Source organism: Marinococcus sp. LNHM5E3-2.1, assembly GCF_056034365.1.
In genome coordinates this window covers 463,772-480,674 of the sequence record NZ_JBQLIB010000001.1, presented here as the reverse complement: position 1 = coordinate 480,674, position 16,903 = coordinate 463,772, and the positions used below count along the sequence as shown (strand labels likewise).

Sequence of the window (16,903 nt, the reverse complement as noted above, 5' to 3'; positions counted from 1 at the left end):
CGCTCACCCTCATTTTTACAAATCTTCTGTGTCTAAATCAATGCTTGTGCTTGTAACCGGGATTTCTTCCGCATCCTCCGGCGAGAAGATACCGAGATCTTCGGCTTCGGTTTCACTTTTAATGTCGATTTTCCAGCCAGTAAGCTTGGCGGCCAGACGGGCGTTCTGTCCGCGCTTGCCAATAGCCAGGGAAAGCTGGTAGTCCGGCACCACGACGAGCGTACTTTTTTCCTCTTCATTCACCTGAACATCAAGGGCTTTCGCCGGGCTCAACGAGTTGGCTACGTACTCCACCGGATTATCCGACCACTGCACGATATCGATTTTTTCGCCCTTCAGCTCTTTAACGATCGTCTGTACGCGCTGGCCGTTCGGCCCTACGCAGGAGCCGACCGGATCTACTTCCGGATCGTCCGCATACACCGAAATTTTTGAGCGGTCGCCCGCTTCCCGCGCCACTGAAATAATTTCCACCGTGCCGTCATAAATCTCCGGCACCTCCAGCTCAAACAGCCGCTTTAAAAGTCCCGGGTGCGTACGGGAAATAACGATTTGCGGCCCCTTGGTGGTTTTTTCCACTTTGGTGATGTATGCTTTCAGCCGGTCATTATGGTTGTACGTTTCATTCTGCATCTGTTCGCTCTGCGGCAGCAGCGCCTCTACCTTCCCGAGATCCACGTAGATAAAGCGGTGGTCCTGGCGCTGCACGATGCCGGTCATAATATCTTCTTCGCGGTCGATGAAATCGGAATAGATAATGCCGCGCTCGGCTTCGCGCACGCGCTGGGTCACGACCTGCTTCGCCGTCTGGGCAGCGATGCGCCCGAAGTTTTTCGGGGTGACTTCCATTTCCACTACATCGTCGAGCTCGTATGACGGGCTGATTTCCTGCGCTTCCTCCTGAGAGATTTCAAGCCGCGGGTCAAATACCTCTTCCACCACTTCTTTCCGGGCAAATACGTGAATCGATCCGGTGTCACGGTTGACGTCCACCCGGACGTTCTGCGCCTGGTTGAAATTTCGCTTATAGGCGGAAATCAATGCGGCCTCGATTGCTTCGAGCACTATTTCTTTATCGATTCCCTTGTCGTTTTCCAGTACGTCCAATGCTTCCATAAAGTCTGCATTCATGGAATTCAGATCCTCCTTTTTCTCGAGGCCCGCCGCACCGTTAAAAAATGATGGCGAGCCTTGCTTTAGCTACTTTACTGTACGGTATATGCACCGTGCGTTCCCTTTGTTTCTGTTTAGTGGAAATCAAAAGCTCTCCATCTTTGAAGTCACTCAGCTTTCCTTCGAACGCTTTTTCTCCTTCAACGGGTTCATACGTAGTCACGTATACGTTTTTCCCGACTGAACGGCGGATATCCGATTCGTTATTCAGCGGACGCTCCGCGCCCGGTGAAGACACCTCCAGATAATAAGCCTCCTGGACCGGATCCAGGGCGTCGAGCTGTTCACTCAGCCGTTCGCTTACCCGTCCGCAGTCTTCCAGATGTACACCGTCGGGGCTGTCCACAAATACCCGAAGGTACCAGTTTTTTCCTTCTTTTTTATACTCTGTATCCACGAGTTCCAGATCCAGTTCTTCAGCAATCGGCCGCGCCAGACGTGCTGCGATGTCTTTAATACTTTCTTTCATTACGTACCTCCCTGCTGCTTTGTCATCATCTTCATTTCTTCCAATGATAGTATATAGTTTATTTTATGCAGAAAGCTTCAACCATAAATGAAAGAGTGGGTATCCACCCACTCTTTCGCCGTCTCGATATACCTCTCACTGCCCATTATCATAGCACGATTTGTGCATTTTCGCAAGCCTCGCTGCCGTTTAGAACAGAGAAAGTTGGTTCGTATCCGGCAGCCCGTCAAGGCATCCGTGCAGGTCGAGGTGCTCGATCACTGTTTTGGTCGCCTTGCTGCGCTGCTGCAGGTCTTCCTTGGATAAAAACTCCCCGTCGGCGCGCGCTTTCACTACGTTGACCGCTGCATTCGTTCCTACGCCTTCAAGCGCATTGAACGGCGGTATCAGCTCGTCGCCGTCGACGACAAATTCGCTCGCCTCCGAGCGGTACAGGTCCACCTTCTGGAAACGGTAGCCGCGCTCGGTCATTTCAAGCGCAAGCTCAAGCACGGTCACAAGGCTTTTCTCCTTCGGAGAGGCGTCAAATCCCTTCGCCTGAATTTCCTCAAGCTTCGCCCGGATCGAGGTGCTGCCGTTGATCATGGTCGGCAGGTCAAAGTCGTCCGCGCGGACCGTAAAGTACGCTGCATAAAAAAGGATCGGATGATGCACTTTAAAGTAGGCAATCCGTACTGCCATCAGAACATAGGCGGTGGCGTGCGCTTTCGGGAACATGTATTTAATTTTCAGGCACGACTGGATGTACCATTCCGGTACGCCGTGGTTTTTCATTTCTTCAATCCATTCCGGATCGAGCCCGCGCCCCTTGCGGACAAATTCCATAATTTTAAAGGCGAGCGAGTGCTCGATGCCTTTATAGATCAAATACACCATGATATCGTCCCGGCAGCCGATAACGTCCTTCAGTTCACACGTACCGTTCTGGATCAGCTCCTGGGCATTTCCAACCCAGACGTCCGCGCCGTGGGAAAGCCCGGAAATCTGAACCAGCTCGGAAAACGTCGACGGCTTCGTATCTTCAAGCATCTGGCGCACAAACCGGGTACCGAACTCCGGAATGCCGTACGTTCCCGTTTTGCAGTTAATCTGCTCCGGCGTCACGCCGAGCACTTCGGGACCGCCGAAGATTTTCATGACTTCCTCGTCATCGGTCGGGATCGTCTGTGGATCAATGCCGCTTAAATCCTGGAGCATGCGTATAACCGTCGGATCATCGTGGCCGAGAATATCAAGCTTCAGCAGGTTGTCGTGAATAGAATGAAAGTCAAAGTGCGTCGTTTTCCATTCCGACGTTTTATCATCTGCCGGAAACTGGATCGGCGAGAAATCGTGAATGTCATATTCATCCGGGACGACAATAATGCCGCCAGGATGCTGGCCGGTCGTCCGCTTGACACCCGTGCATCCGCTCACCAGCCGGTCGATTTCCGCCCCGCGCAGGTGCAGCTCGTGGTCGCTCTGGTAGCCTTTCACAAATCCGTACGCCGTTTTGTCCGCCACGGTACCGATTGTTCCTGCCCGGTATACTTTTTCCTCACCGAACAGTTCCTTCGTGTAATTGTGGGCCCGCGGCTGGTAGTCGCCGGAGAAGTTCAGGTCAATATCGGGCACCTTGTCGCCTTTAAACCCGAGGAACGTTTCAAACGGAATATCGTGGCCGTCTTTAACCATATCCACGCCGCAGCTGTCACACAGCTTGTCCGGGAGGTCGAAGCCGGAGCCGACCGAACCGTCGTCAAAAAACGTCGACTGCTTGCATTCCGGGCAAACGTAATGCGGCGGCAGCGGATTCACTTCGGTAATTTCTGTCATAGTGGCAACAAACGACGAGCCGACCGAGCCCCGGGAGCCGACAAGGTAGCCGTCTTCGAGGGATTTTTTCACGAGCTTCTGCGAAATCAGATAGATAACGTCAAAGCCGTTTCCGATAATGCTGTCGAGCTCTTTATCGAGCCTGGTTTTCACGAGCTCCGGTATGGGCGAGCCGTAGATGCTCTCCGCCCGGCGGTAGCACATTTCCCTTATTTCTTTATCCGACCCTTCGATGTTTGGTGTATACAGGTCGCTTGGTACCGGATGAATCGTTTCCACCTGATCCGCGATCGCCCTGGTATTTTCCACCACAATCTTTTCTGCCGTGCGGTCATCCAGAAAATCGAAGCAGGAGAGCATTTCCCCAGTGGTGCGGAAATGCACCTGCGGAAGCGTCTGGTTGTTCAGCGGGTTCGCCCCGCCCTGAGACGCAATCAGAATCTGCCGGTAGCTGTAGTCGTGTTCATCCATATAGTGGGCGTTACCGGTGGCAACGACCGGAAGATTCAGCTCCTCCCCGGTGCGGGTGATTTTCTGAATCACATCCTTGACGTCGTCGTAGCTTTTCAGAAGCTCCTTTTCCACCAGGTGCGCATAGTTTTCCGGCGGCTGCACCTCGAGGTAGTCGTAAAATTCAGCAGCTTTTTTCGCTTCGTCCTCTGACTTCTGCATCATCGTTTCAAACACTTCGCCTTTGTCACACGCCGAGCCGACGAGTATGCCTTCGCGGTACTTCTGCAGCTTCGAACGCGGGATTCTCGGTGTCCGGAAAAAATACTCCAGATGCGAAAGTGTGACGAGATGGTACAGGTTTTTCAGCCCTTCCTGCGTCTGGGCGATCAAAGTACAGTGCGATGGGCGCAGGCGGTGAAAGCCGGACTGGCCCATGTTGTCATTCAGCTGTTTATGGTTCGTGATGCCCTGGGCAAGCGCATCCTTCATCATTTTCCACATCAGGTACCCGGTCGCTTCTGCGTCGTAAATCGCCCGGTGGTGGCTTACGAGTTCAATGTCAAACGTTTTACAGAGCGTATTCAGCCGGTGGTTTTTTAAATTCGGATACAAAAAGCGGCCGAATTCAAGTGTATCGATCACCGGCATGTCTGCCGTTTTACCGATTTTTTTGTATCCCTCCCGGAGAAAGCCCATGTCAAAGCTTGCGTTATGGGCAACCAGCACCGAGTCTTTGGAAAAGGCGTAGAAGTCTTCAAGCACCGGCTCAATTTCCGGCGCATCAACGAGCATGTCGTCCGTGATGCCGGTCAGGTTAATAATCGTGTCCGTCAGCTTTTCATGAGGGTTTGAAAAGCGTTCAAACCGGTCGATAATTTCGCCGTCTTTTACCTTCACTGCTGCGAGCTCAATAATGGAGTCGTACACGACCGACAGGCCGGTCGTTTCCACGTCAAAAACGACATAGGTTCCTGTTTCAAGATCCACGTCCGCCTCGTTATATGCGATCGGGACGCCGTCATCCACGAGGTTCGCCTCCATACCGTACAGTACTTTAATGTCGTGTTTTTTCCCTGCATTGTAGGCCTCCGGAAACGACTGCACGACGCCGTGATCCGTTATGGTAACTGCCGGATGGCCCCATTCGGCTGCCCGGGCTACGTATTCTCCGGCAGAAACAGTCGCATCCATCTGACTCATATTCGTGTGGGCATGCAACTCGACGCGCTTTTGTTCGGCGTCATCGGTTTTCGACGTTCCCTGCACCTGGATCACATCGTTTGCGATCATAACCAGGTCCCGGACGAACGTATCGTCCTGGACGCCGCCACGGGCCTTTACCCAGATGCCTTTCTGTACGGCTTCAAGCAGCGGCACCTGTTCTTTATCCTTGGAGAACATTTTGATCATAATCGAATCGGTGTAGTCGGTAATTTTAAACGTCAGCAGCGTCCGGCCGCTGCGGAGCTCCTTCGTTTCCGCTTCGAAAATGTAGCCCTCCACCGTGATGCGGCGCTCTTCTTCGCGGATCTCTTTCAGCGGCACGGCTTCGTCCTTGATCGGGTAGCCGATCTGAATTGACTGGGACGCACGCCTGGAATCGGCTTCGGATTCCTTTTTCTTGCGCTCCATCATCGCTTCAATTACTTTAGAGTGCTCTTCCTGCTTTTTCTTTTCTTCGAACTGTTCCTTTTCTTCATCGCTCGTTTTCGCTTCCATCGTAAACGTGGCAGCCGGCAGCCCGAACAACGGCAGAACGTCGTTCATCGCCTGCTGCAGCTTCGGTCCGAGCGAATTCATTTCAATATCGCTTTTACACGGGAAAATCAGCTCGCCTTCCCGCAGAAACGGCGCTCCTCCGTTCAGCCTCATGCGCAGATGGGGATCGTAATTTTCGAGCTTCTGCATAATCAGCGGCCAATAGTCCGGGATGGCGTCCGCCGGCACTGTGGTGCCTTCTTCGTAATGAAGCGTAAAGTCAATGTCAGCAATGCTTTCAAATGCAGCCTGCAGTTTTTCCTTCAGCAGCGCGTAAACCGTAAATGGCAGCGGAGCTGCCAGCGTCAGATGAAAATGCCACTGCTTCTGTTCTTTATGAATAACAAGCTTTTCGAGGCGGCCTTCTGTAAAATAACGGTTGGTTTCTTCTTCCGGCATGCCAATCTGCTCAAGTAGCAACTCAAAACGTTCCTGCTGAATGTGACGGTCGGTCTGCACGTTTCTCGCCTCACTTCTTCGTTCTTTTATAATTCATTTTATCAAAAAAATTCATTTCCGGCAGGTGCATGGAAGAGGGAAACCCCTCCTGGAGACACCAGAAAGGGTTAATGGATTTCAGACCACAGCTTCTCGAGATACTGCGGAAGCTCGCTTACAGCGACTTCCACGTTTTCATCGGCTGTACGGGATTTTACTTCCACAATCTGCTCCCCTGCTTTTTTTCCGCAGGCGATACGCACAGGAAGCCCGTAAAGGTCCGCATCCTTAAATTTCACTCCCGGCCGCTCCTTCCGGTCATCGAGCAGCACGGACCACCCGCTTTTCTGCAGGCTCTCGTACAGCTCGTCGCCAAGCTGCTGCTGCTCGTCCTGTTTTGGATTGAGCACCAGCAGATGCAGATCAAACGGGGCGGCTGCTTTCGGCCAGCAGATGCCGCTCTCGTCGTGGTTCTGCTCAATGACGGCCGCAACCGTCCGGCTCACGCCGACGCCGTAGCTCCCCATAATGATCGGGCGGGCTTTGCCGTTTTCATCCAAAAATGTGGCTCCGAGCGCTTCGCTGTACTTCGTGCCAAGCTTAAACACGTGCCCGACCTCAATGCCCTTGGCGAAGCGGACCGTGCCCTGTCCGTCCGGAGACGGTTCTCCTTCCTGGATGAAACGCAGGTCTGCGTACCGTCCCACCGGGAAGTCTCTTTCCGGCACCGCGTACTGGCAGTGTCTGCCGTTTTCGTTGGCACCGCACACGGCACCTGCCATGCCGCGGACCGCGTAATCGGCAAGCACCTCCACGTCTTCAGACAGGCCGGCAGGGCCGATAAAGCCGGGCTCTGCTCCGAATACCTCTTGAATTCTTTCGGCAGACGCCGGTTCAAGCACTTCAGCTCCCACGGCGTTTGCCACTTTTACTTCGTTGACGTCATGATCGCCGCGCATAAGCACGGCTATCAGCCGACCATCTGCGTCAAACGCGACCGTTTTCAGGCATTCTTCGTGCTTGATTCCGAGGTTTAAAGCCACTTCTTCAATGGTTCGCTCCTGCGGCGTCTCGACAATGATCATTTCCTCTGCTGCCGGCTCCGGCTTTGACACGTTGTCCGGAATGGCGGCTATTTCAATATTTGCCGCAAAGTCGCTTTCATCAGAATACACGATGGTATCCTCTCCAACATCGGAAAGCACAGTAAATTCATGGGTTTCGCCCTGACCGCCCATCGCTCCGGCATCGGCCTGCACCGCCCGGTAGTCCAGTCCCAATCGGGTAAAAATCCGCTCGTAGGCGCGGTACATTGCCCAGTAGCTTTCGTTCTGCGCTTCGTAGGACGTATCAAACGAATACGCATCCTTCATGATAAATTCGCGGGCGCGAAGCACCCCGAAACGCGGACGCGCTTCATCGCGGTACTTGGTCTGAATCTGGTACAAAATCGCAGGCATGCGCTTGTATGTATTCATTTCATCCTTTACAAGGGCGGCAATGTTTTCTTCATGCGTGGGACCGAGCACAAAATCACGCTGGTGGCGGTCTTTAAAGCGCATCAGTGCCGGTCCGTAATTGTCATAGCGGCCCGACGCCTGCCATACCTCTGCCGGCTGCATGGCGGGAAGCAGTACTTCCTGGCCGCTTGCAGCATCCATTTCCTCGCGGACGATGTTTTCGATTTTACGGAGCACCTTATGGCCGAGCGGAAGATAGGAATAGACTCCGGCTGCACTCTGGCGGATCAGACCGGCCCGGAGCATCAGCTGGTGGCTTGCAATGTCCGCTCCCTGCGGCACATCCCGGAGGGTGGGACTGAATAAAAATTGTTGTCGCATACTATATCAACCTCTTTCTCTTATACATCTGCGTCTGTAAGCTCTTTGGTTATTTTAACATAAGAACGGTGACGGGGCTTTGGCTCCGTCACCGTTTTTTTATTACGTGAATAAGCGGTTAATATCGTTCCACGTCACTGCAATCATTAACAGCAGCAGCAGCGCGAATCCAAGCAGGTGGATCATGCCTTCCTTCTGCGGTTCAATCGGCTTGCCGCGGACTGCTTCAGCAATGATAAACAGCAGCCGCCCTCCGTCAAGCGCCGGCAGTGGAAGAAGGTTGACGATCCCAAGGTTGACGCTGATCATGGCGGACCACGCAATAAGGGTAAGAAGCCCTGTCGCGATTACCTGATCCGTCGCATCATAGATACCTACCGGACCGGCCAGGTCATCCAAAGAAAATTCCCCTGTTACAATAGTGCCGAGTGTCTGGAAAATCAGCGTGGACACTTCATACAGCTGCGTGCCTCCGTACTCCACTGCTTCCGTGAAGGACCGTTCCGTTTCGGCATAGACGCCGATCTGGCCGACTTCCTCACTCGAGCCCTCCTGCACCGGAATGCCGTCAATGGTGACCGTGTCTTCAATTGTCTCCCCGCCGCGTTCAGCGGTGACCGTGACTTCCTCTCCTGGACGCTCCTGGACAACACCGGTCATTTCATTCCACGAATTCACGGACTCGCCGTCCACCGAGGTGATAACATCGCCTTCTTCAAACGCGGATTCGCTCAGCGGCGAACCGCCGGCAATGCCACCGATAGCCGGGGTGTCCTGCGGAAGCCCATTGGCGAGGGCATAAATCATAAAAAGCACGAAGGCGAGCACAAAGTTCATAAACGGGCCGGCAAAGATGGCCACTGCTTTTTTCCACGGGCGCTTGGAGCCGAACTGCCGATCCCACGGCGCAATCTGCTCCCGTTTCTCATCGACGATCAGATCGCACGTACGGTCGATCTCGTACCGCTTTAGTCCGGCTTCTTCATCCTCCACCGCTTCAATATAAAGCTCACGCTCCATATCAATCGATTCTACAGATACAACTTTTGCTTCCGGGTGCTTGGATTTATTGTTTACGATGATTTCTTTTACTTTTCCTGCATCGTTAAACGTCAGGCCGATTTCATAGCCTGGTTTAATATTGACCGGGTCCGGATCGTCCCCGGCCATGCGAACGTATCCGCCAAGCGGCAGGAGCCTGATCGTATAAACTGTTTCATTGCGCTTCGTGGAAAATATTTTCGGCCCGAAGCCAATCGCAAACTCCCGGCACAAAATGCCGACTTTTTTGGCAAAATATAAATGGCCCCACTCGTGTATGGCCACCAATAAGCCGAACATGACAATTACCGCTATCAGCGTATCCAAAGCTTATTCACCTTCTTCTTTTGCTCTTTCTTCCCATTATAGAGTGTTTGTGAAAGAACGTCACGTTAAAAGCGTCTGTACGTGTTCTCTTGTTTCCCGGTCCACACGTAAAATCGTGTCGAGGTCTGGATGTTCGATGCGCTCGTGGCGCAAAAGTGCCTCTTCCACAGCAGTTTCAATTTCAAGAAAAGCACACTGGCTGTTTAAAAACATCGCCACCGCCTGTTCATTGGCTGCGTTCAGCACCGTTCCCATGGAGCCTCCGGCTCTGCCGGCATCGTAGGCCAGCCGGAGGCTGCGGTAGCGTTCAAAATCAGGCGGCTGAAAATGCAGAGTGCCTATTTCCCACAGGTTCAGCGATTCCTTGGCCGGATAGTCAAGCCGCTCCGGGTAGGTCATGGCGTACTGAATCGGCACGCGCATGTCCGGCAGCCCGAGCTGGGCAATCACACTTGTATCCTGATACTCGACGAGCGAGTGAATAATGCTTTCTTTATGAAGCAGCACATCTATACGGTCGTAGGGAATACCGAACAGCCAGTGGGCTTCGATCACTTCAAAGCCTTTGTTCATCATCGTAGCCGAGTCGATCGTAATTTTGGCTCCCATGCTCCAGTTCGGGTGGTTTAAGGCATCCTCCACCGTAACTCCGTCAAGATCGCTGCGTGAATAGTCCCGGAAGCTGCCTCCTGAAGCAGTCAAAATCAGGCGGCTCACTTCCTTTAGCTCGTTTCCTTCCAGGCACTGGGCGATCGCCGAATGCTCGCTGTCAACCGGCAGCAGGCGTACGCCGTGCTCCTTTGCTTTTTCCATTACAAGATGGCCGGCGGTGACGAGCGTCTCTTTATTGGCAATACCGATATTCACCCGGTTTTCGATTGCCCGGAGCGTCGGCTCAAGTCCCATGCTGCCGCTGACCGCGTTCATCAGAAAGTCACAGGAGCTGCCCGCAATTTCCATGAGGCCGTCGTGACCCCAGACGATACGCATGCGCCCGCCGTATTCCGCCTGAAGCGTTTCGGCATCTTCCTTTGTGTGAACTGCCGCAATTTCAGGTGAAAATTCTTCAATCTGCTTTCGTACGAGATCCACGTTTCTGCCGGCAGCAATCGCCGTTATCCGGAACCGTTCCGGATGCAGACGGACAACGTCGAGCGTCTGTGTACCGATGGATCCGGTGGACCCAAGCAATGCTATTCGTTTCATGGTTTAAACTCCTTTAGGTTGGCAGCCTGCGTCTGAGGCATTAACCGAAAAAATAGAAAAAATGAAGCAGGGGCATAACAAAAATCAGGCTGTCGAAACGGTCCAAAATGCCGCCGTGACCGGGAAGAATATTTCCGGAATCCTTAACAGCATAGTGTCGTTTCAGTGCCGATTCCACCAGGTCCCCGAGCTGGCCGAAGATGGATGTCACTACGATAAAAGCGCTCATTATCAGGTAAGAGTCGAATACCGGGTATACTGCTTCAAAGATGAAGCCGACAATAAACGCCGCGACAAGCCCCCCGACAAATCCTTCGATCGTTTTTTTCGGACTGATCTCCGGCCAGGGCCGGTGGCGCCCGAAATTCTTTCCAATAAAATATGCCCCGGAATCGGTTGCCCAGATTAAAAATAAAATCAAAATGACAACGGCAAGGCCGATGTCCGGCAGCTGGCGGATCATAATTAAACTGTGAAACCCGTACCCTATGTACACAGAGGATAAAATGACGAAGCCTGCTTCATCAAAGGTGAAGGAGTTTTTAGTAACTACTGTTAATGCAAGCAGGCCCAGAATCATCGTTAAAAAAATCTCTGTTTTCGTTATATGCTGCAAAAACGGAAAGTCCAGCCATTCTGTGGGCACAAGCAGTATCCACATAAAGCCCATGCTGATTAAACCCCGGAAGGACAGCAGCGGGATCCGTTTCATGCGCATTATTTCAAACATGGCGACAGAAGCAAGCAAAGCAATCAAAAGAGTAAACCATTCGCGGCCCACAAATACAATCGCCAAGACGAGTACTGCTCCGATAAGACCGGTCATCGCCCGCAACCCCATACAAGACCTCCCCTTCAGTCGTTAAACGCCTCCGTACCTGCGTTTTCTCTGCTGATATTCTATGACAGCCTCTGCCAGGCCGTCTTCATTAAAATCCGGCCAGAGCGTTTCGGTAAACCAAAATTCCGCATAAGCTAACTGCCACAGCATAAAATTGCTCAGCCGGATTTCGCCGCTTGTGCGAATCAGCAGGTCAGGGTCCGGGATCTGGTTCGTGTACAGCCGGTTGGTGATTAATTCTTCATCGATGGCCTCAGCTTTCATCCGCCCCTCTTCCACGTCCCGGGCAAGCTCCTGCACGACATGGACAAGCTCGTGCCGCCCGCCGTAGTTAAGGGCAAAGTTTAAAACAATGCCGGTGTTTTCAGCTGTGGCATCCACGGCCTCCTGCACAGCCTGCAGCGTATGGTCCGGCAGCTTGTCCGCATCCCCCATCATCCGCACCTGGACATTGTTTTTCATCAGCTTGGGCAGTTCCTTAGCCAAAAACCGCTCCGGCAGCTGCATAAGAAAATTCACTTCTGATTTCGGCCGCTTCCAGTTTTCGGTGGAAAAAGCGTATAGCGTTAAATACTTTATCCCGAGCTCGTGCGCTTTTTCCACGACCTTCGTGATCGCCTTCATACCTTCGCGGTGGCCGGCTACACGGGGCAGGCCTCTTTTTTTTGCCCACCGGCCGTTACCATCCATAATAATAGCCACATGGTCAGGCGTATTCACTTTCACTGCCGTGGTGTTCGCCTCCGCCCATGGATTTATTTGATTAAATAGTCGATCGTTCATAACGAGGGCACCAGCCTTTTCCCCTTTGTCTATTTTATATGGCGCGTGTTCAATCAATTCCATATAAAAACCGTTCCTGCCTCAGCATTGTTGAAGAACGGAAAGCAGTATATCTGTTTATGTTTTCTCCCCGGCAGTGTATATGACTCCTGCCGGTTTTATTCTTACAAAAAAACCCTCTTGAGTGCAGAGGGTTCCAGTCTGTTCCTATTGTAACTCGATTCGCATCAAACTTCCATAACTTCTTTTTCTTTTTGTTCCGCTGCCTGATCCACCTGGCCGATGTATTTATCGGTTGCTTTTTGCACCTGCTCCTGCTCACGCTTCAAATCATCTTCGGTGATTTCATTATTTTTTTCATCTTTTTTCAGCGTATCGTTGGCATCGCGGCGAATGTTGCGGATAGCCACCCGTGCTTCTTCCGCGTACTTGTTAATCAGCTTCGTCATTTCCTTGCGGCGGTCTTCTGTCATCGCCGGAATTGGAATGCGGATTACTTCGCCGTCGTTACTCGGATTCAGGCCGAGCTCCGCCTTCTGGATCCCTTTTTCCACGTCCTTGATGGAGCTTTTGTCAAACGGCGTCACAACGAGCAGGCGCCCTTCCGGCACTGTAATCGTTGCAAGCTGCTGAAGCGGCACCTCGGCACCGTAGTAATCAACTACGACCCGGTCGAGCATGGAAGCGTTTGCCCTCCCTGTACGCAGTGTGGCAAGCTCGCGGCTTAAAGACTCCACTGATTTTTTCATTTTCTCTTCTGTTGCTTTTATATCATGAGCCATCATTGTTCCTCCTTATAATTGTTCCAATGTCTTCTCCCATTACTGCTTTCTTAATGTTTCCTTCTTCCATAATCGAAAATACGAGAAGCGGGATATTGTTGTCCATACAAAGCGTCGATGCCGTCGAATCCATCACTTTCAGGTCATGATTTAAAATGTCCAGATAAGTGAGCGACTGGTACTTTTTAGCGTCCGCATTTGCGGATGGGTCTGAGTCATATACCCCGTCAACTTTGTTTTTAGCCATCAAAATGATGTCAGCTTCGATCTCTGCAGCCCGAAGTGCCGCAGTCGTATCGGTTGAAAAGTACGGATTCCCGGTCCCAGCCGCAAAAATGACTACCCGTTTTTTCTCTAAATGGCGGATGGCTTTGCGGCGGATGTACGGCTCGGCCACCTGTCTCATTTCTATGGATGTCTGCACTCTTGTAGGAATTTCAATGTCTTCAAGGCTGTCCTGGAGCGCAAGCGAATTCATGACTGTGGCGAGCATGCCCATATAGTCAGCAGTAGCCCGGTCCATTCCTTTCGAGCTTCCGGCCATGCCTCTCCATATGTTCCCCCCGCCGACGACAATCACTACCTCTGTTCCCAATTCTACTATCTCACCAATTTGAGAAGCAATAGACTGAATGACTTCCGGATCAATACCGTAGCCCTGCTGGCCTGCTAATGCTTCTCCGCTCAACTTCAACACAACGCGATTGTATCTCTCCATCGTCATGAACCCCGCCTTTATATTATGTATCGCAGAAGCGCTGCGGCTTCTGCCCTGATTTTGCTTTCAGAAAAAAGGAGAGCCTACGGACCCTAGAGGATTCGATATGGACTCTCCCATACTGCCGATTTATTTCTTCACCTGGTTCATTACTTCGTCTGCAAAGTTTTCGTCGCGTTTTTCCATGCCTTCGCCTACTTCATAGCGGACAAATGTGCGAACGGAAGCGCCCTTGCTTTTCAGGTAGTCGCCTACTTTTTGGTCAGTATCCTTTACAAATTCCTGATCGAGCAGGCAGATTTGTTCAAAGTACTTGCCAATACGGCCTTCCACCATTTTTTCAACGATGTTTTCCGGCTTGCCTTCGTTCAGCGCCTGCTGCTTCAACAGTTCACGCTCACTGTCCGCTTCTTCCTTCGGAACATCTTCACGGGAAACGTATTTCGGGCTGATAGCCGCTACATGCATCGCAACGTCTTTGGCAAGATCGCTGTCTTCTGTGTTTTCAAGAACCGTCAGCACGCCGATACGTCCGCCCATGTGAAGATAAGCGCCGAATGCGTCACCGTCGTTTTTCTCTGCAAGCAGAAAACGGCGAAGGGAAATTTTCTCCCCGATACGTGCGATCTGGTCGTTAATATAACGCTCAAGCGTTACTCCGCTTTCGATTTCACCTGCGAGTGCCGCGTCAACGTCAGCCGGCTGTTCATTCAGAAGGTACGTGGAAACGTCCGCGACGAGCTGCTTAAACAATTCGTTTTTCGCAACGAAATCTGTTTCAGCGTTCACTTCCACAATCACTGCTTTGTTTCCTTCATACGTTGCGTACGTAAGGCCTTCTGCTGCTACACGGTCAGATTTTTTTGCTGCTTTGGAAATACCTTTTTCCCGCAGGTAGTTGACCGCTTCTTCCATGTTACCGTCTGTTTCGTTGAGTGCTTTTTTGCAGTCCATCATACCTGCACCTGTTTTTTCACGCAGTTCTTTTACCATGCTTGCTGTTACAGCCATTTAAATTCCTCCTTCGATTTTTCCATGCATAAACGCTTAAGCGCTATTTTTCAAGAAAAAGGGTGATAAAGGGTTTTTCCCTTTTACCACCCTTCGCGTCAGGCCTGGGCCCGTTATATTTATGCAGAGAGCTTACTGGTTTGAAACGCTCTCTTCTTCTGTGTTTCCTTCTTCTTCCGCTGCGGCTGCTTCCTGTTCTTTTTCCTGGGCAGCTGCCTGCTCACGGGCTTTTTCTTCTGCGCCCTGGGTTGCTTCGATAACAGCATCGGCCATTTTTCCTGTAAGGAGACGAACGGCACGGATAGCGTCGTCGTTACCCGGGATCAGCTTGTCGATCTCGTCCGGATCACAGTTAGTGTCCACGATCGAGATGATCGGAATGTTCAATTTGTGAGCTTCTGCCACCGCGATGCGCTCTTTGCGCGGATCGATAATAAACAGGGCATCCGGAAGCTTGTTCATATCTTTAATGCCGCCAAGTACTTTTTCGAGACGGTCTTTTTCTTTGTTTAACAGCATAACTTCTTTTTTCGGAAGAATGTCAAAGGTACCGTCTTCTTCCATTTTTTCAAGGTCTTTCAAGCGGGCAATCCGTTTACGGATCGTTGCGAAGTTCGTTAACGTACCGCCTAACCAACGCTGGTTAATGTAGTACATGTTCGAACGGATCGCTTCATCGCGAACAGAGTCCTGCGCCTGTTTTTTCGTTCCGACGAAAAGGATTTTGCCTCCGTCTTCTGCAATGCTGCGTACATATTTGTACGCTTCTTCCACTTTACGTACCGTTTTTTGAAGGTCAATGATATAAATACCATTACGCTCCGTGAAAATATAACGGCTCATTTTAGGGTTCCAGCGACGAGTCTGGTGACCGAAGTGCACCCCTGCTTCAAGCAACTGTTTCATAGAAATAACAGCCATAAAATAATTCCTCCTTAGGTTTTTTCCACCGCAAGCGTCATGTCTGTGCAAAACTTTCCATGCGGAAAGCACCTCTGCACAAATCAGCTGTTGCGTGTGTTTTTAACACCAACACGTAATATACCATACGTGTCTGCAGGACGCAATGTTAAAGCTTATTTTTCCTGCATCTGCAAAAACAGATGAACCTCCCGCTGGCCGATCGACAGCGTCTTTGCGATATCCTTTTCCTTCCATCCATCTTTGTATAACATTATAACACGGTTCATCATCGATTCCTTCGGCGCTGCTTCATCCATCTCCGGTACCGGCTCAGCTGTTTCCATTTCTTCCGCTGGAAGCTCCCCGCCCTCCCACTCGGCGCGGAGACGTTCATTGTCGCGTTTCATTTCGTCGGTGTAATAGATTAAAAGCTGCTCGATTTCCTTCTTATCATTTTTTACCGCCTGCAGCTCACGCACGATGAATTGGTGCTTTATCCATAAAGCGCCGGCGGCCATCAGGGCTAGCAGACTGAATATTAGAGACATGGGCCTTCTCCTTTCTTACGTACTTTCCTCCGTCTGTTTCAAATACTGGCGCAGCCGGAAGAGTGCTTTGGAATGGATTTGTGAAATTCTTGACGTGGACAGGGACAAAATATGACCGATTTCGGTTAACGTCATTTCCTCCAGGTAAAAAAGAGAAACGACCTTCTGCTCCTTCTCCGGCAGATTCGCTATTGCTTCGCCGAGCTCGTGCAGGGAGGCCTGATCCGTAAGCATTTCCTCCGGGGACGGGGCGTTGTGATCCACGATGGCCCCGCGGTACGTTTCATCACGCTCGCCGTCCGGCGTCGCCTCATCCATGGAAAGCATATGCACGAAATAGTTTTCGGCAATCACCTTCGATACTTCCGTAGACTTCATATCCAGCTCTTCGCCAATCTCCCGGTCCGAGACAAAGCGTCCCTTTTTCTGTTCGAGCCATTCAGCTGTTTCTTCAATTTTCTTCGTTTTTTCCCGTAGAGAACGCGGCATCCAGTCTTCCTGCCGGAGACCGTCAATAATCGCTCCACGGATCCGGAACGAGGCGTATGTATCAAATTTCAAATCCCTGGACAGGTCGAATTTTTTCATCGCATCATACAGGCCCATCAGCCCGTGACTTACAAGATCCTCCCGGTTCACATTTTTCGGAAGCGTCGCTGCGATGCGCTGAACGTGATAATGAACAAGGGGCATATAAATGTCGACTAGTTGGTCGGCCGCCGTGTCGTCATAATTATCCAGCCATTTCTCCCAAATCTCCTGATGAGCATGCGCTGTCGATCTACTCATGTAATTT

The 16,903-nt window shown here is 51.4% G+C and carries 14 protein-coding genes; all 14 read right to left on the bottom strand.

All coding sequences use genetic code 11. The features are described from left to right. Positions 1 to 15 precede the first annotated feature (15 nt). The 14 genes from nusA to ACTRXH_RS02495 all read right to left on the bottom strand — a co-directional run bounded on the left by nusA (position 16) and on the right by ACTRXH_RS02495 (position 16,896). Positions 16 to 1,131, bottom strand: a complete 1,116-nt coding sequence (gene nusA / locus ACTRXH_RS02560; protein WP_474260552.1) for a transcription termination factor NusA — start codon at positions 1,129 to 1,131, stop codon at positions 16 to 18. Positions 1,132 to 1,171: 40 nt separating this feature from the next. Then, positions 1,172 to 1,642 (bottom strand): ribosome maturation factor RimP, encoded by a 471-nt coding sequence (gene rimP / locus ACTRXH_RS02555; protein WP_474260550.1) that lies wholly within the window; start codon positions 1,640 to 1,642, stop codon positions 1,172 to 1,174. A 189-nt stretch (positions 1,643 to 1,831) separates the two neighbouring features. Further along, positions 1,832 to 6,127, bottom strand: coding sequence for a PolC-type DNA polymerase III (locus tag ACTRXH_RS02550; protein ID WP_474280433.1), 4,296 nt, complete (start codon positions 6,125 to 6,127; stop codon positions 1,832 to 1,834). Positions 6,128 to 6,234: 107 nt separating this feature from the next. Beyond that, on the bottom strand, positions 6,235 to 7,947 hold the full coding sequence (locus ACTRXH_RS02545) for a proline--tRNA ligase (protein ID WP_474280430.1): 1,713 nt from the start codon (positions 7,945 to 7,947) through the stop codon (positions 6,235 to 6,237). 102 nt (positions 7,948 to 8,049) lie between these two features. Next, complete coding sequence (gene rseP, locus ACTRXH_RS02540) at positions 8,050 to 9,315, bottom strand: RIP metalloprotease RseP (protein WP_474260544.1); 1,266 nt, start codon at positions 9,313 to 9,315, stop codon at positions 8,050 to 8,052. 60 nt (positions 9,316 to 9,375) lie between these two features. Further along, complete coding sequence (locus ACTRXH_RS02535) at positions 9,376 to 10,521, bottom strand: 1-deoxy-D-xylulose-5-phosphate reductoisomerase (RefSeq protein WP_474280428.1); 1,146 nt, start codon at positions 10,519 to 10,521, stop codon at positions 9,376 to 9,378. A 40-nt stretch (positions 10,522 to 10,561) separates the two neighbouring features. After that, a complete protein-coding gene (locus ACTRXH_RS02530) occupies positions 10,562 to 11,362 on the bottom strand; it encodes a phosphatidate cytidylyltransferase (RefSeq protein WP_474260540.1) in 801 nt (266 codons plus the stop codon). 21 nt (positions 11,363 to 11,383) lie between these two features. Continuing rightward, complete coding sequence (locus tag ACTRXH_RS02525; protein ID WP_474280745.1) at positions 11,384 to 12,202, bottom strand: isoprenyl transferase; 819 nt, start codon at positions 12,200 to 12,202, stop codon at positions 11,384 to 11,386. A gap of 170 nt (positions 12,203 to 12,372) precedes the next feature. Continuing rightward, positions 12,373 to 12,930, bottom strand: a complete 558-nt coding sequence (frr, locus tag ACTRXH_RS02520; RefSeq protein WP_322524692.1) for a ribosome recycling factor — start codon at positions 12,928 to 12,930, stop codon at positions 12,373 to 12,375. After that, the gene (gene pyrH, locus ACTRXH_RS02515; RefSeq protein ID WP_091610312.1) at positions 12,917 to 13,651 is read right to left on the bottom strand and encodes a UMP kinase; all 735 of its coding nucleotides are present in this window, start codon (positions 13,649 to 13,651) and stop codon (positions 12,917 to 12,919) included. Before pyrH ends, frr begins: the two co-directional genes overlap by 14 nt. Before the next feature lie 123 nt (positions 13,652 to 13,774). After that, positions 13,775 to 14,656, bottom strand: a complete 882-nt coding sequence (gene tsf / locus ACTRXH_RS02510; protein WP_462865356.1) for a translation elongation factor Ts — start codon at positions 14,654 to 14,656, stop codon at positions 13,775 to 13,777. 132 nt (positions 14,657 to 14,788) lie between these two features. Beyond that, entirely contained in the window at positions 14,789 to 15,577 is a 789-nt protein-coding gene (gene rpsB / locus ACTRXH_RS02505; RefSeq protein WP_091610308.1) for a 30S ribosomal protein S2, read from the bottom strand. A 155-nt stretch (positions 15,578 to 15,732) separates the two neighbouring features. Further along, positions 15,733 to 16,107: a DUF6115 domain-containing protein gene (locus ACTRXH_RS02500; protein ID WP_474260535.1), complete on the bottom strand. Its 375-nt coding sequence runs from the start codon at positions 16,105 to 16,107 to the stop codon at positions 15,733 to 15,735. Positions 16,108 to 16,122: 15 nt separating this feature from the next. Next, positions 16,123 to 16,896 carry a FliA/WhiG family RNA polymerase sigma factor gene (locus ACTRXH_RS02495; protein WP_474280426.1) on the bottom strand — a complete coding sequence of 258 codons (774 nt, stop codon included), beginning with the start codon at positions 16,894 to 16,896 and terminating at the stop codon, positions 16,123 to 16,125. Positions 16,897 to 16,903: the final 7 nt, after the last annotated feature.

Coding starts and splice junctions, on each gene's coding strand:
- pyrH (WP_091610312.1), bottom strand. CDS start 13,651: ATGACGATGGAGAGATACAATCGCGTTGTGTTGAAGTTGAGCGGAGAA.
- rimP (WP_474260550.1), bottom strand. CDS start 1,642: ATGAAAGAAAGTATTAAAGACATCGCAGCACGTCTGGCGCGGCCGATT.
- tsf (WP_462865356.1), bottom strand. CDS start 14,656: ATGGCTGTAACAGCAAGCATGGTAAAAGAACTGCGTGAAAAAACAGGT.
- ACTRXH_RS02530 (WP_474260540.1), bottom strand. CDS start 11,362: ATGGGGTTGCGGGCGATGACCGGTCTTATCGGAGCAGTACTCGTCTTG.
- ACTRXH_RS02500 (WP_474260535.1), bottom strand. CDS start 16,107: ATGTCTCTAATATTCAGTCTGCTAGCCCTGATGGCCGCCGGCGCTTTA.
- frr (WP_322524692.1), bottom strand. CDS start 12,930: ATGATGGCTCATGATATAAAAGCAACAGAAGAGAAAATGAAAAAATCA.
- ACTRXH_RS02495 (WP_474280426.1), bottom strand. CDS start 16,896: ATGAGTAGATCGACAGCGCATGCTCATCAGGAGATTTGGGAGAAATGG.
- nusA (WP_474260552.1), bottom strand. CDS start 1,131: ATGAATGCAGACTTTATGGAAGCATTGGACGTACTGGAAAACGACAAG.
- rpsB (WP_091610308.1), bottom strand. CDS start 15,577: ATGGCTGTTATTTCTATGAAACAGTTGCTTGAAGCAGGGGTGCACTTC.
- ACTRXH_RS02535 (WP_474280428.1), bottom strand. CDS start 10,521: ATGAAACGAATAGCATTGCTTGGGTCCACCGGATCCATCGGTACACAG.
- ACTRXH_RS02545 (WP_474280430.1), bottom strand. CDS start 7,947: ATGCGACAACAATTTTTATTCAGTCCCACCCTCCGGGATGTGCCGCAG.